Origin of the sequence: Nitrosospira briensis C-128 (assembly GCF_000619905.2) — a bacterium.
GTDB lineage: Bacteria > Pseudomonadota > Gammaproteobacteria > Burkholderiales > Nitrosomonadaceae > Nitrosospira > Nitrosospira briensis.
The window spans coordinates 3,083,829-3,097,910 of the sequence record NZ_CP012371.1; the positions used below are offsets into that span (position 1 = coordinate 3,083,829).

Sequence of the window (14,082 nt, forward strand, 5' to 3'; positions counted from 1 at the left end):
TTTAACCTGGTCGCGAAACGGTTATGCTGTTGTTGTACTGGAGAGCATGATCGCGAAAAGGACTGGCAGCCTGTCGGACTTGAAGGAAATCGGCTGTGTCTGGTGGTCAGGCATTTGCAGCTAAAGAATGCTCAACCGTGTTAGATGGACAACATGCTCCAACTCCAAGACCAAGCGCTCTCGCACGACACGTTGGACCGAAACGATTATAGGCTCTTGCTCAAGCTCAACAACCTGATAGTTCTTACAGGTATTTCCACCAAATACCTCCGACAACGCCACGTTTTATTTCAATGCTCCCTGATCTGCGAGGAATGGTCCGTTAGCTCCCTCCGAAGTGCAGGTATCTATTCGCCGTAGCGGAGGAATACGTGCGTTATCGTACAGATTATTCTTTTATTCAAAGTCTATTCTTTTCTCCCGCTGATAATATTTGTTAAAGTAAACAGGAGAATCGTCATGAAGACTAAAACACTTGCCCCCGTTATTTTGACGCTCGTCATGGCTTGCGCGACCTCAAGTTTTGCTGGAGAAGCGACCGAAATCAAATGGTCTCAGGTGCCGGCCGCAGCACAAAAAACGATCTCCCAAAATATGGGCGAGGGAAAAATTGAAGAAATCAAAAAGAAGACGAGGGCAATAAGCGGTAAATCGGTCACGATTTATGAAGTGCACGCGAGAAAACCCGATCCAGGCGGAAAGAAATTTGAGATTGAAGTCGATGAAAGCGGCGAGCTTATCGAACTCGAGGACGAATGAACGTACGATTCCGATAGCTGGAATTCAAATAATTTGCATAGGATGCGGCATCACTCGCAGGACCGACAATACGAAGCTAAGCGCGTGGCTTCATATTTGATGGAAATCAAGAAGTAGAAGGCATACGGATTACCGCTCCCGGTTATTCAGGCGGTAACAGATGCTTTCGTTCAACAGAAATGAAATGAACGCTTCAGGCACTCCAGGCATTCGCGAGGCCCCGGCAATCCGGGCCATATCTCAAGCGATTGGCGCTTTGGCGGTGGGCGCGGTCGCCATCGGTGCATTGGCCGTCGGCGCCTTAGCCATTGGTAGACTGGCAATTGGCCGCGCACGAATCCACCGACTGGAGATCGACGAGCTTGTCGTTCGGCGCTTGCGCGTTACCGAAAAACTTCAGGTCCCGCCTGCGCCGCCCGATGCCAAGCATATTGATCGCGCTGTTTCTTCCATTGAGATCTAACTAAAGAACGCTATGCAAAGCGACGAAGAGGAAATCCGGCAGTTGGTTTCCACCTGGATGGCCGCGAGCAAGGAGGGTGATGTGGAGACAGTCCTGTCACTGATGGCGGATGACGTTGTCTTTCTTGTGCCAGGCCAGCCCGTCATGCGCAAGGCCGATTTCGCGATGGCGGCGCGCGCTCAATCAGGCCAGGGGGCTCCGCAATTCGACGGCAGAAGCGAGATTCAGGAGATCAGGGTTCTCGGGGAATGGGCCTTTATGTGGACGAAGCTCACCGTCATCGTTACGCCACCCGGCAGCGCGCAATCCATGACCCGTGCAGGCCATACGTTATCCATCCTCAAGAAGCAGGGCGGAAAATGGGTGCTGGCACGCGATGCCAACATGCTGGCCCCCGTGTCGGGCAAATGACGCGGATGCCAAGGTCAAAGAATGCCACTTATTTCAGACTCAGCTCAGGTGATGAGGGGAGGCAGTTCTTGCCTTCACGGGTAAAGGTTGGGATGGGTAGGGTTAAAAAACAGAGAGATGCAGGATCGATGATCCGGCATGAATGTTTATCTTCCAGCAAGCACCCACTCGCAGAGGATTGCCAGGAATGGGTCGTAACCGGATGGCCGAGACTAAAGGCCCAGCGTGCGCAGCAATTAGAGGCCGGCGCCTGCTGAGCTGATAGCATTCAGCGGGCGCCGGGCCGCTAGTAGAGAGGCGTTTTAAAACTCGGAGTGGTTCCCTGTAGTATGTTGCTTGGTCGCGGCTTCTGGTGCATATGATCCCTTACTATCTGGCGGACGATCGCCTGCATCTTCTCCTCCTGGTGATTGCGTTCCGCTTTGCGTGTCTACTCCCTTGGCGTATCGTTGCCTTTTTGCTGATCGGTTTGGTCAGAGCCATGTAACTGGGCGTTTGCGGCCATCGGAAAGGCTGCCTGAATACTTGCCAGCCGCTGCTCCAGCACTTCAGCTTCGCTAATTCGGTTTGTTGCTCGATAGAATATCCCGAGGTTATTCAGGCTGGCTGCCACAGCGGGATGGTCCAGGCCAAAGGTCTTTTCCTGTATTGCCAGTGCTTGTTTAAAAAATTGCTCGGCCTGCTCATGACGACCCTGCATGTAATAGAAAGCCCCGAAATTACCCAGGCTAATAGCCACTTCAGGATGGTCTGGACCGAGAGATTTTTCTTTGATCGCCAGAGAGCGTTGAAAAAGCGGCTCGGCTTGCTCATAGCGACTTTGATTGTAGTAGATAACCGCAAGGTCGTTCAGGGTGCTCGCTACACTAGGATGGTCCGTGCCGAGGGATTTTTCTTGGATTGCCAATGCACGCTGATGTAACGGCTCAGCTAGCGTATCGAGGCGTTGGTTGCTATAGAGCAACGCGAGGTTGTGGAGGCTGACTGCCACATCGGGATGGTCGGGTCCGAGTGCTTTTTCCCTGATTGCCAGCGATTGCTTTTGGAGCGGCTCAGCCTGTGCATATTGCCCCCGGTTTCGATACAGTTCCGCGAGATTGTTCAGGCTGACTGCTACATGTAAATGGTCGGGTCCGAGTGCTTTCTCCCTGATCGCCAGCGCTCGCTTAAAGAGTGGTTCGACCTGCGCGTTTTGCCCTTGGGCGCCATACAAAAACCCGAGATTATTCAGGCTGGTTGCCACATTGGGATGATTGGGACCGAATGTTTTCTCCGCCACCGCAAGTGCTTTCCTGGTAACTGCTGTCGCTTTGTCATACTCGCCTTTCTGGTATAGCAACCCTGCTTCGCCCTCAAGTGCTTCCCATTCGTTCGACTGTGCGCCTGCAACAGCGTTGCATCCAATAAGCAGAAGAAAAAGAATTACAAGATTTTTAATGGGTGTCATGTGATGGACTCACGGAAAGGTTGCGAGAGAGTAAAAGGCCAAGGTGATTCAGGGTGATAGGTTGGGTTAATGGTTTTCTCATAGGCCGTACATGTTGAGTGGTGGTATGGGTTTCGGGCGGTTGGAGCATCTACTGCTGGTAGCTTGCCCTTGCACCTGTAGTCATATTTTCGCACGTGCTAAAACAGATTCATGAGGGAGCGCGGGAAGGAATTTTCCGCGCATGCATTATTGTGAATTGGTTGGGGTGGCAGCTAGTTCAGAATGGGGCGTGGTAAAAATTAATTGTTGTATTCCATTTTGGAAAGAAATGCACCTTGCTTATATTCCGGATGTTTGGAAAGGTAGTCCTCGTACTCCTCATGACTCCCTATATGCCGCAACACGTATGCCGCGGAAGCACCCATATTCTGGGCATCGATCTGGTATACCTGTCCTGCTTCGACGTCAACTTTGATTGTTGGCTGTTTCGGATGGAAGACATAGTGCATGCCATTCCCGTAAGCTGCGAATATCCCTAGCCAATGTGCCCCAGGATCAACCTCGATTACAAACGGGATCAATTCCGGCAGCCAGCTGGAAAATACAGTATTTCCGTCAACCTTCTGCACTGCTACCCGTATATGGTGGTTCCAGGTCTCGCTGTAATTCAGTCCAATAATTGTTGCAACATCCTTTTTACTTTTTATTTCACTTTCATACATCTTCTTTGGTGTGTATATGGCGCATCCCGAGAGAAACAGCGCAATGAGAAAACCCGACACATGCCGATTAAAGACAAGATTCATGCAACCCTCTTGAGGAAAATAAGTGGAGCGGAATTTTATCAGGATATTGCTGAGCTGGCGTATGGGCTGATATCGAACTCTCTTTATCGTCCGTTCGCATTTTTTCTATTTTCGCATATGCGAAAACATGCTCCGGATCGGCTTGGTTTGATTGACGAGGCCGCCGCTCAGCTATTACAAAAAGGATCGTAGCCGGATGGCCGCGACCAAAGGCCCGGTGTGCTAAACGCCTCGAGCCCGGCCCGCTGGCAGTATGTGAATGACCAAAGGATTCATCTGCCTTACCGCCGTCGTGGATTGGGCCTCACGCCGTGTGTTAGCCGCAAAGGTAGCAATCGCGCTGAAAGCCTGTCATGCCGTCGATGTGCTGCAAGAGGCGTCCATCGCCATGGCAAGCCGGAGATCGCGAATACCTAGGCAATCGATCATGCAAGACATGGACTGGTACAACCGATCCGGCCGCATTCGAGCCTGGGCAAGAAAATACCTGATGAGGCCTATGCCGTGATGCTGTCGACGGTTGAACTGGCGGCGTGAGAATCAGCAAAGATCCCACAAAAAAAATGCAGGTTGCTGTTCAGACAATCGGGACCACTTCCAACCATTTTCAATCGCGCGACGCGGGGATGGAGAGCCTTGGGCTGATGGCTATTTCGCAAGTACGATTAGTGACCATAGGGGTGGGCGGATGATTGGCAGGCATGTGCGAAATCAAGTTAAAGCCTGTCAGAAGCGGTATGCGGATTATCAGCTTCCGTTATTCTGAGCGCAAATATCCGTTGCGTCGGCGTGGTTCTTTATTCCATGAGCGGCATGGCGATCATGTTTTTCGTTATTGTCGCGCTATAGTTTGATATCATAACGCGTCGATTAAAACGCGGAACGGATCATCTGGATGAAACCTAATCACAAGAAAAGAATAATTTCATGGGGCCGCTTGCTGCCACTAACAATTGCCCTGGGACTTGTCGCGTGTGGTGGTGATGGCAGCGGACCCACCGCAAGCAATGGTAGCGGCGGCAACAGCGCTGCAACCGCCGAAAAAGGTCCGGCTACGGGCAGATTGCTGGATGCCGCCGTGAGCGGCGTAGCGTACCTGGCGTCTTCCGGCGCCGCCGGCAATACAGATGAAAGCGGGATCTACAAATACAGTCACGGGGATACGGTTGAATTCAAGCTGGGCAGCCTGATTCTCGGGAAACCGAAAGGCGCGGCTATCGTTACCCCTATGGAACTGGCCGGTGACAGTGATAAAAGGTTGCAAAACCTGCTTATCCTGTTGCAGTCGCTGGACGCTGATGGTAATGCCGTAAATGGCATTACCATTCCGGCTGCGGCCGCGGCGGCTGTCACTGCCTCGATTAATCTGGATAGCGAACCTGCTGCGTTTACCGCATCGGCCGAATTGCAGAAAGCAAGGGAGGCGGGCGGCGTTACGGGTGTAGTGAAGACGGCGGAACAGGCCAACGCCCACTTCCTTTCGCAGGGGATACCTCTGCTCAGCACCAATATCTGGGTCAGACATGATGACGCGACAGCTTCTGTCATCCGTATTTCGGCTGGTAACGGCGGCGAATATCTGAACGGAGAAGCTACGCCGGATGATTCATGCGATACCAACCGTGTGTGCGGCGGCAAACTGCTGAGCAAAGCCGGAGTGGAATACGGAGCAGCGAGGGTATCCGAGTTTGATACAAGAGGATTCAAGTTTGTTGGCAAGCCCACAATCGATACCAACCTTCATGCCGGTTTATCCAACCCAAGGCCAGCCTGGCGCGTGCGTACCGATGGTTCCGAACTGATCGCCTCGGATATCATGACAGTGCAAAGACCGAGGAAACAAGCCAGTCTCTTCGGCGAGCTTTTCCATATTGCTGGCACGCTCGAGGTAAGCTCTTCGAAGGAACCCATCAAGACCGAGGTCAAGGAGATCAGGTATTCCAAAATGGAGAATGATCCAAAAGGCATTATCGGGGCTTGGGTACCTGACCCGGCTGCCATCAAGATACAAACCTACTTTTTCTTTTCCAATGGAAAATTCATGATGGTTGATCCTATCGGGGATCCGGAACGCGCCGGCCATGAAAGTTGTGGTGAGCCGGGTATCGAATTTGCCTCATATACTTATGATGCCGGCAGCAAGGGCTTGGCGATTAAAGGATTCACCTATGATAACAACGGTTGCGCGGGTTTTTCCGGCGCCGAGACGACATCGTTCAAACTGAATGCCGACGGCAATACCGCAACGCTTGAAACAAAGGGTGGTCCCGCATTGACGTTGCATCGGATTTCTAAGTAGCTTGGAGGGGTTCGGAATGCGTACATTACTGTTTTCATTCTCCCTGATGACCATGGTCGCATTGACCGGGTGTGCCGGAGTCCCTCAAGTGAGGCTCCCACAGGATGTTGCACCGGTCACCAGCTTCGATACGCAGAAGTATCTGGGTAAATGGTATGAGATTGCACGCCTGGAGCATTCTTCCGAAAAAGGGTTGAGCGATATTACCGCGACTTACAGCTTGCGTGATGATGGTGGTATCAAGGTGGTGAACCGAGGATACGACGCCTTGAAAGACAAATGGCGCACTGCCGAAGGGAAGGCTTATCCTGTGGGAAGCCCCGACACGGGCTATTTGAAAGTATCTTTTTTTGGACCATTCTACGGTTCGTACGTAGTTTTCGATCTGGATACCGACTACCAGTATTCCTTTGTCACAGGGCCGGACAAGAACTATCTATGGTTGCTTTCGCGTACTCCACGCGCTTCGGATGAAGTGTTGACCCGATTCATAAGCGAAGCGGATAAGCTTGGGTACGATATCGACAAGCTTATCTATGTAGACCAAAGCCGATCAATCTCTTCAATGCCGCAATGATTTCAGATCGGGCTGGCGTTGCCATGCCTGGCGGTGTCGCGCAGTTGGCGCACTCTGTCATGGTTACGTTTTGCGCCCTCGTATTGCTGGTCAAGGAGGGCACGCAGATTGCCCGGTAATTCTTCCCTTAGCGCATTCTCATAGGCCACCACGGCAGCCGCTTCACCGCGTTCGCATTCTTCAAGCACCGCCAGATTATCATTGCTGGTCAAAGACGTCTTGAGGTCAACCCAGGCGCGATGCAATGTGCCTGTTACCGTCCCGCCGGTATCGGGGTCACCGCCATACCGCCTGACCTCGGTACTCAACTTGTTGACGGCCTGCGCGCAACTCTGCGCCCGGTTTTCAAAATATGACTGCAGCGCGGCGTCATGCGTATCCTCCGCGCAGGTCCTGAAGCCATTTGCGCCGTCGCGCGAGATTTCAATCAAGTCGTTCAGCACGCTTACAATTTTATCGTTGTCCATTTCATGTTCTCCGGGAAATAGTTCGCAGTCCTAAACGCCAAACGATAGAAGGACTGGGGGTCAGGGTCTGTACGTTGGCACACATTCTGCTATAAAGGTTGAGGCCGATACCGGCTTTCATTGGTCTTTCGCTCAGCTTAAATGAAAAAAGAAACCATTCCGTTGAGCCGCTATCCCGACACTCCGGTTGGTCGCTATTGCGGCTGCCTTTGCGGTACCAGCCGCCAGGTCACTCGCCCAACTTCTTCTCCTTCATGAATCTGTTGCGCAAAAAGCTCGAACTCATGCTTGCGCATTGCTTCCGGTATTTTTACCAGTAGTCGCAAAGGAATTCGCGCCTTTGCGCGGAAGACAACCTCAGGAAGCCTCAGGCGGCTGCAATGGTTGAGAGGGACGTGGACTACGCGCGGGTGATTTTTTGAGTCGAGCGGCGCGAATGGCATGGAATGCGGGCGCACGCGCAGCCTTTCGGCGAATTCCGGCGATAGTTCGAGTACGATCTCGGCCCCGGCGGGAAGCCGCGGTACGATTTCAAGATGCATGCGCCGTGCTTTATCCGGTGCACCTGCCGCGATAAAGGGCAGGGCGACATAGTCCCGCGGTTCCGACCGAGGGGGTGGCACATTATTGACCACGTTGAAGTTGCGCCAGGTCACATTATTATTGTTGCGGATGAAGGTGGTGAAATTGTCCCAGTCCAGAAAATCGGCGGGTATGGGGCCAGGGTCGCGTGGTGCGTCGAGAATGCCGACGAAGCAATAATGCCCGGTTGCCGGTATCGCTTCGGATGGCCAGGTAATGCCATTCGAAACCGTCAGCAGGTCGCCGGTCGGTACGTTTGCCAGGGTGGTCGATCCCAGCAGCGTCCAGAGGTCCGGCGCGAGAAGCGTGGAGGGGGGTGCCCAATAGACAGTAGCCGCCACATCGGCCGCAGCCGAGCCGCCCCGGTTGCGCACACGTACATAAACGAAATTATCCTGCCCCGCTTCCGCTTCATAACCCAGGGTCATGTCGTTCTCGGTTCCGCTACCGGCGCCGAAAGCAGCTTGGGGATCGGCGATAGCCGTCTGCCGCAGAATGATATCCGGACTGGACGAGATCGCGCCCAGGTGGGGGTCGCCGTTGTCGCCGATGAAATCCCTCAGATAGATGTCGGGAGCGAGGTTGAGTACTGTCCCATCAATGATCGCGCGTAGATTGGGCATCACCCCGATGCGGTCCACAGCCGGATTCGCAGACAAGGTTCCATATGTGGCATCGGACAGAATCATGCGCAGTTGCCACGGGGCAAGGCGGTCGCCCGAGGCCGCTTCCACCAGGCCCTGCACCGCGAGTGCTGCACCCGTGACGATGGGGGTAGCGCTGGATGTGCCATTGAAGCCGGTCGTATAGAGGTTTGTCGCCGTATTGGTGGAATCGGAAGAAAGGGTGTCCACGTTCTCGCCCCATCCATAGCAGTCGATACGGCTGCCATGGCATGAAAAGCCGAGGCGCACGTGTGGGGCGGTGGAACTTGCCGCGCCCACCATGATGGCGCCTGAATCCAGAAAATCCGGGCTGGCGCGGTTGAATATCTGCTGGCCACCGGGATTCACCACCGTATCCAGGTCGACGCCGCCGTTGCCGGCTGCCTCGACCACCACGATGCCAAGCGAGGTCGCGAGGAGGATCACGTCGAAAACGGCCGGTTCGATCTCGACGGGTACCAGGCTGTAACCGAACAGATTCGTCTGTGCTTCAAGCAGCAACACGTCGCCAAAGCGCATGACGCCAATCGCATCGAGTATCGGTTGGGCCGTACTATAACCGCCTCCCGGCAGATGCTGGCCCACGCAGCGGACAGATGCCAGCGCGGGCGTGATGCCTACGCAACCCACGGCATTGTCTACCGCGGCGATTTCCCCGAGCACGCCGCTGCCGTGAAAATAATAGGAGTGATTCAGGCCCGAGATCAGCGTGATACCGTGCGCGGCGAGATCTTCATGATCAAAAGTCCAACCCCACTCCATATCGACCAGTGCCTGACCAGCACCATCGCCGCCAGGAAAGTTCCAGGCATACTCCGCATCGATGCCGTCGGGCGCAGGGTCGAGATAGCCTTGATTAGCGCTGCGCGGGTCATCCGCGGCATTGACGAATGGCGGCTCGACAGGCGGCGGCTCGACGTAAGCCATGGCCACGGATTCCCACTGGGAGAGATGCTTCACCAGTTCTTCGGCATTCGTGACAGGCGGCAGGTTGACCGCGAAATAGGCGTTCAGATTAGGCGCACGAAAGGCTGAATTCAACGCCCTGGCGCGTTCCCCCAACGCGGCGAACCGATCGGGTTCAAACGACAGGAGAGGTTCAAGTGTGATGCCTTCAAACTGTGCCGCCAGCGCATTCCACGGGCCGACACCGAGCGATTCCACCATTCGCGCGGTATCTTCGCGGGGAAGCTGGACGTGATCCTTGAATTTGACAATTACGCGGCGGTGATAGCCGGGCCCGGGCTGCGCTCGTTCCATGCCGGGCGTTGTGGCGCTTTCGTTCTCATTGGTAGCCATGATGTTCTTCCCCGGATCAGTCGTTACATCTAACGAATAGCATGGAATACGAAATATTCAAGCTGAGCAGTGGCCCTTTCACAGAAGCGGCAGTAAGCAGATAAATACTCTCAAGGATGAAAACAGCTGGTTTGCCCGGATAGGGCGGGCCCCGATCATCTGTTTTGAATGCGGGCTTGCGACCCGATAGCCGGATGCCGGGATGGCCTACTTATGCCGACAACCCCATACCGAGCAGAACTCGTCCAGCATCTTCCCGAGATACCGCTTCAGTTAGTTTTTGAGGCGATTCGTTTCCACCATCAGGATTGACATCGAGGCAACATGATCTATGTTGATAGTGGAGCACAGCAATTCTTTGCGTAGCGATGCGAATTTTTAAAGAGGGGGAAAGCATGCCACTAAACGCATATGGAGTACTGAAGGGCCGGCCGGTGAACCGCCAACTCGCCTCGGGCGCCAATCCGCATTACCAGATCCATATCGTGGACGATACGACCCATTATCGCATCGCGGTGAATGTTACCTCGCAACTCGCCCCGTCCGAGCTGGAATTTCTTGTGGATTCAAGGTTCGACCATCCGCTCCTGGCAGAGTTGATCGACAAGCCTCTCGGCTGGCTTCCTCTTCAATCCAGGCCGGGTGGGGCCGCACTCGACTTTATACGCGGCAACCTGTTTGATCCGCGCGATATGCGTGTGCTCCCTCTCAGCGCACCCGGTCCGGATAACGATTTGAATGAGAAAATCGATCAGTTCGTACAGCGTGCAATGGCGGACGAGGACGCGCTTGTTTATGCTTTTGGTCAGCGGTGGGGACCTGAAAATAACAAAACCGATAAGATATTTGGCTTTATTCCCGGCAATGGCGTTCATGATATCCATATGAATCAGGGTAACGCAGGGCGTTTCAAGGGCGATGACGGGGTATACCAGGATGGTGCCTTGTTATTTCATTTTCCCCGGACCAGTCAATGGGTCGGTGTGTTTTTGAAGTTCCAGTCCCAGACCTGGCATACCGATGACAAGACTGGGCATCAGATTCATACCGAAACCAGTGGTCCCCCATCAGACGAGAACGTAGTGTCTCGCCCGTTCGTTCCAGGGGGACAACCCACCCCGGAGATGCCGGACGGGGCGATCCGAATTGTCGCAGCGCTCGTCAATAGCAGCCGGTCGCCTGAGATCGAATTTGTAACGCTCCTGAACACCACCAATCAGACAATCTCGCTTGATGGCTGGAACATTGCGGATCGCGACAAAAACAGGATGGCGCTAAAAGGGTCCATTACGGCTGGGGAGACATTGCGTGTGCAACTTGAACCGCCTGTTGTTCTGCCCAACAAGGGTGGAATCATCACGATATTGAACGGCGATGGTTTGCGCGTGGATGGGGTGGCCTACACCAGGGAGCAGGCACGAAATCCGGGTTGGACGGTGAAGTTCTGAACGGGCCGGCATATGGACCAGGATTGCACGCTTAGCCCAAGCGCGGTTGCGGTTTCGATTAAACCGGGTAACCAGTTCACGATGTGATCATGACTTGTCGCAATGGAGAGAACTGCGGAGAACGACTTGTGAGGAATCAGCAAGATAGCCGATGAGATCAAGATAGAGGGCAGACATGAAGGTTGCAGTTTATACAAATAGCGATGATGCGTTCGTAGCCTGGGCGCCGGCTGGGTTTATACCGGGGTGTCGTGGTTTCATGCTGGAGCGAGCGCGTAAGACGCTGGGAAAAGAAAAGGTCGAAATTGTCGAGAACCGCATTGGGTTCAAAAAGGACAAACCCAAATCCGGTGACCACGAGCCATCCAGCAAATGGCCGTTTCAGCGGTTCAACTGGACAGACCATGCCATTGACGTAGGGGCCGAAGTTCGTTACCGGGTGACGGCAATGATCGAAGATGGCAGTGGACCTCCTTTAAAAAAAGGCGAGGCGAGCGACTGGTCGAGGTGGGCGAAACTTACTACCGATGCTGGTGATGGATTCTCGTGTTTCTTTAATCGAGGTCTTGTGCTTTCCCAATTCGTCGCACGGTATCTGGAAAAAAATCACCTCACGCCGGCAAAGTTCAAGAAGCAACTTCAAGAAAGTGTCGATCCGGAATTTCGTGCTTTCCTTGAAGGTGATCTCGGCACCAGGCTCATGGAGCTTCTAGAAGATACGCAAGGCGATGCCGAGCTTCACGCAGCGCTATATGAGCTGGGAGACAGCAAGCTCGAGAATGCGATGATCGCACTCGCATCGCGGCTGCATGTCATTCTCGCCAATGGGTCGGATGCGTCCGGCGATGGAAACAAGGCTGCACGTTTGCACTTGCACGATAACGGCGTTTCGATTATCGATCGGCTGCTCAAGTCGAAAGGGCTCGGTCACAACAAATTCCTGGTTTTATCGGATGCGGCGGGACCCAGGGCGGTCTGGACCGGAAGCACCAACTGGGGCACGACCGGGCTCTGTACCCAGGTCAACAATGGATTGCTTATCGAAGATGAGGCTATTGCGCGATTGTATCGCCAGCAGTGGGATCGTCTGAAGAATGCCTCGCCTCCCGATACCGTCCCGGCCGGGTTTCCCGCGACGCTGATCGAAGCCAACGACAAGCCTCACTCTTTTTCTATCGGAGCAGCGAAAGTCACAGTCTGGTTCACGCGTACATCGAATGGCCGCGACATGGACGCGCTCCGGGAGATCATCAACTCGGCGAACGATTCGATCCTCTTTCTCATGTTCACGCCCGGAAAAGCCGGACTGCATATGTTGGCCGGTCAGCGGGCCAACGAAAAAAAAATGTATGTGCGTGGGGTAGTCAGCACGCTGGGCAAGGATGATGGCGACAAGAACGTGCTGGATATCAGCCTTGTCAGTAGTGATAGAAAATTCAAACCTGACCGGTATACGGTGCTTCAACCGCAAGGAATAGGCGTGGCATTGGGTCCCTGGATCGCAGAAGTCACTCGCAAAACTTTCCAGCAAATCGGCCACGCGATCGTGCACTCCAAAATACTCGTGATCGACCCGCTATCCGAGCATCCCGTGGTTGTGACGGGAAGCCATAATTTCTCTGAGCCGGCAAGCAAGAAAAACGATGAAAATCTGGTAATCGTGCGTGGCCATAAGAAACTCGCTATAGCCTATGCGACTCATGTCATGTCGGTATATCAGCATTACCGCTTCCGATCGTATATCCGTGAGATGCTCGCGCAGGGGAAGGTACCCTGGAGTTCTCTCCACGACGATGACCAATGGCTAAAAGATGAGTTGCAATCCAAAGCTCAGGAGATTCGATACTGGACAACCTCCTAACCGCGACAACCCGAAAACTCTTGCCATCCCGATCCCGATTTATACGTATGACATCACTACCTGGAGCAGTCCGTTTCCCATATTCGGTATTCCATCGTTTTTTATAGTCTTTCGCTCTTCCTTATATACACAGTTGTTTTATCTTGATGAGCTTGCCATCTTCGCTGACCCTGATCTCTATCTCCTTGCCGTCTGGTTTTTCTACCTCGGCTTCATAAACGGTAACAATTTTGTCGCTGTCGAAATGAAGGACTCGAGCGTGCTGTGTTTGCGTTTCCTTCTCAATTTCCTCGATTTTTCCGCCGCCTGCGTGATCGGTTATCGTTTTCTGAACTGCAGGCGGTACATCCGTCCAATGAATTCTCTCCTCTTCTCCGGCAAAAGCCGAGGTTGCGAATACCATTGCAGCGGGCAGAACAACTGACATGAATAATTTCTTTTCCATTGTGACCTCCTATTTCAAAGAAACATACTCACCAGAACATTCTATTTACAAAAATAGATTGGAATGATGGGCGCGAATCAGAAAGCGATCTGTGCGGTACCGCTCTTAACCCTGTTTTATAAAAGGTTAAAGGATGTGCGCGGGATGTGCGTGCACGCTTGCTGTTAGCAACAAATAGAATTGGTCCGGTATTGCAGCACAAGACGGTCAATCTTGGGTGGATCCAAATTGAACCCGGAAACCTTAGTTGGCCCTGTGCAAAATAGCCCGGAATCAGGCAGGCTTTGGTTTTTTGATTGGCAACCGGGCTCGGAAAAACTGACGTATTCGTCTGGCGAAAGAAACATCACGCGCAACATGAGTGAAGCGAAAGAAGGGATATCCCTGGGTACTGTCGCAAGAAGTGATGAGCCTGCCAACGTTTGAGACGCCGGTATTGATGCAGAATCACTTTGAAGCCCCGGTCCGTGCAAAAGCAGTCGCATGGTTCCGTGACGGCGCTATGAAAAAACGGGCGAAAGATTCGCTCAAGGCAGTTCCATAGATGTCCGTAGACTCTATTATTTGGAGG

Annotated in this window: 14 protein-coding genes; 9 read left to right on the forward strand and 5 right to left on the reverse strand. The window is 53.3% G+C overall.

All coding sequences use genetic code 11. The features are described from left to right. The first annotated feature begins 459 nt into the window (after positions 1-459). The 3 genes from F822_RS14085 (at position 460) to F822_RS14095 (ending at position 1,633) form a co-directional block, all read left to right on the forward strand. Positions 460-759 (forward strand): hypothetical protein, encoded by a 300-nt coding sequence (locus F822_RS14085; protein WP_025040086.1) that lies wholly within the window; start codon positions 460-462, stop codon positions 757-759. A 184-nt stretch (positions 760-943) separates the two neighbouring features. Further along, on the forward strand, positions 944-1,222 hold the full coding sequence (locus F822_RS14090; protein WP_197272836.1) for a hypothetical protein: 279 nt from the start codon (positions 944-946) through the stop codon (positions 1,220-1,222). Positions 1,223-1,234: 12 nt separating this feature from the next. Next, positions 1,235-1,633 carry a YybH family protein gene (locus tag F822_RS14095; RefSeq protein WP_025040084.1) on the forward strand — a complete coding sequence of 133 codons (399 nt, stop codon included), beginning with the start codon at positions 1,235-1,237 and terminating at the stop codon, positions 1,631-1,633. A gap of 430 nt (positions 1,634-2,063) precedes the next feature. Here the strand turns inward: F822_RS14095 and F822_RS14100 are convergent, their stop codons facing one another. Together F822_RS14100 and F822_RS14105 are read right to left on the reverse strand one after the other, a co-directional pair. After that, positions 2,064-3,080: a tetratricopeptide repeat protein gene (locus tag F822_RS14100; protein WP_025040083.1), complete on the reverse strand. Its 1,017-nt coding sequence runs from the start codon at positions 3,078-3,080 to the stop codon at positions 2,064-2,066. A 281-nt stretch (positions 3,081-3,361) separates the two neighbouring features. Continuing rightward, a complete protein-coding gene (locus tag F822_RS14105) occupies positions 3,362-3,868 on the reverse strand; it encodes a hypothetical protein (protein WP_156304435.1) in 507 nt (168 codons plus the stop codon). Positions 3,869-4,127: 259 nt separating this feature from the next. Between F822_RS14105 and F822_RS14115 the strand changes: the two genes are divergently transcribed. From F822_RS14115 to F822_RS14125, 3 genes are all read left to right on the forward strand, one after another. Further along, on the forward strand, positions 4,128-4,376 hold the full coding sequence (locus tag F822_RS14115; protein WP_025040080.1) for a hypothetical protein: 249 nt from the start codon (positions 4,128-4,130) through the stop codon (positions 4,374-4,376). A gap of 387 nt (positions 4,377-4,763) precedes the next feature. Next, entirely contained in the window at positions 4,764-6,167 is a 1,404-nt protein-coding gene (locus F822_RS14120) for a hypothetical protein (RefSeq protein ID WP_025040079.1), read from the forward strand. 16 nt (positions 6,168-6,183) lie between these two features. Next, entirely contained in the window at positions 6,184-6,744 is a 561-nt protein-coding gene (locus F822_RS14125; protein WP_025040078.1) for a lipocalin family protein, read from the forward strand. 2 nt (positions 6,745-6,746) lie between these two features. On the opposite strand, the gene F822_RS14130 is transcribed toward F822_RS14125, so the two are convergent. Continuing rightward, a complete protein-coding gene (locus F822_RS14130; protein ID WP_025040077.1) occupies positions 6,747-7,211 on the reverse strand; it encodes a ferritin-like domain-containing protein in 465 nt (154 codons plus the stop codon). A gap of 194 nt (positions 7,212-7,405) precedes the next feature. After that, positions 7,406-9,757 (reverse strand): S8 family peptidase, encoded by a 2,352-nt coding sequence (locus F822_RS14135; RefSeq protein ID WP_025040076.1) that lies wholly within the window; start codon positions 9,755-9,757, stop codon positions 7,406-7,408. Between the two features lie 395 nt (positions 9,758-10,152). Here F822_RS14135 and F822_RS14140 point away from each other — a divergent pair, with 395 nt between their 5' ends. Together F822_RS14140 and F822_RS14145 are read left to right on the forward strand one after the other, a co-directional pair. Further along, positions 10,153-11,205, forward strand: a complete 1,053-nt coding sequence (locus F822_RS14140) for a DUF2278 family protein (protein WP_025040075.1) — start codon at positions 10,153-10,155, stop codon at positions 11,203-11,205. Positions 11,206-11,380: 175 nt separating this feature from the next. After that, the gene (locus tag F822_RS14145; protein ID WP_025040074.1) at positions 11,381-13,066 is read left to right on the forward strand and encodes a phospholipase D-like domain-containing protein; all 1,686 of its coding nucleotides are present in this window, start codon (positions 11,381-11,383) and stop codon (positions 13,064-13,066) included. A 121-nt stretch (positions 13,067-13,187) separates the two neighbouring features. Here F822_RS14145 and F822_RS14150 read toward each other — a convergent pair whose 3' ends face one another. After that, positions 13,188-13,511, reverse strand: coding sequence for a hypothetical protein (locus F822_RS14150; RefSeq protein WP_025040073.1), 324 nt, complete (start codon positions 13,509-13,511; stop codon positions 13,188-13,190). Positions 13,512-13,739: 228 nt separating this feature from the next. Here F822_RS14150 and F822_RS15500 point away from each other — a divergent pair, with 228 nt between their 5' ends. Beyond that, the gene (locus tag F822_RS15500; RefSeq protein ID WP_156304436.1) at positions 13,740-13,937 is read left to right on the forward strand and encodes a hypothetical protein; all 198 of its coding nucleotides are present in this window, start codon (positions 13,740-13,742) and stop codon (positions 13,935-13,937) included. Positions 13,938-14,082 lie beyond the last annotated feature (145 nt).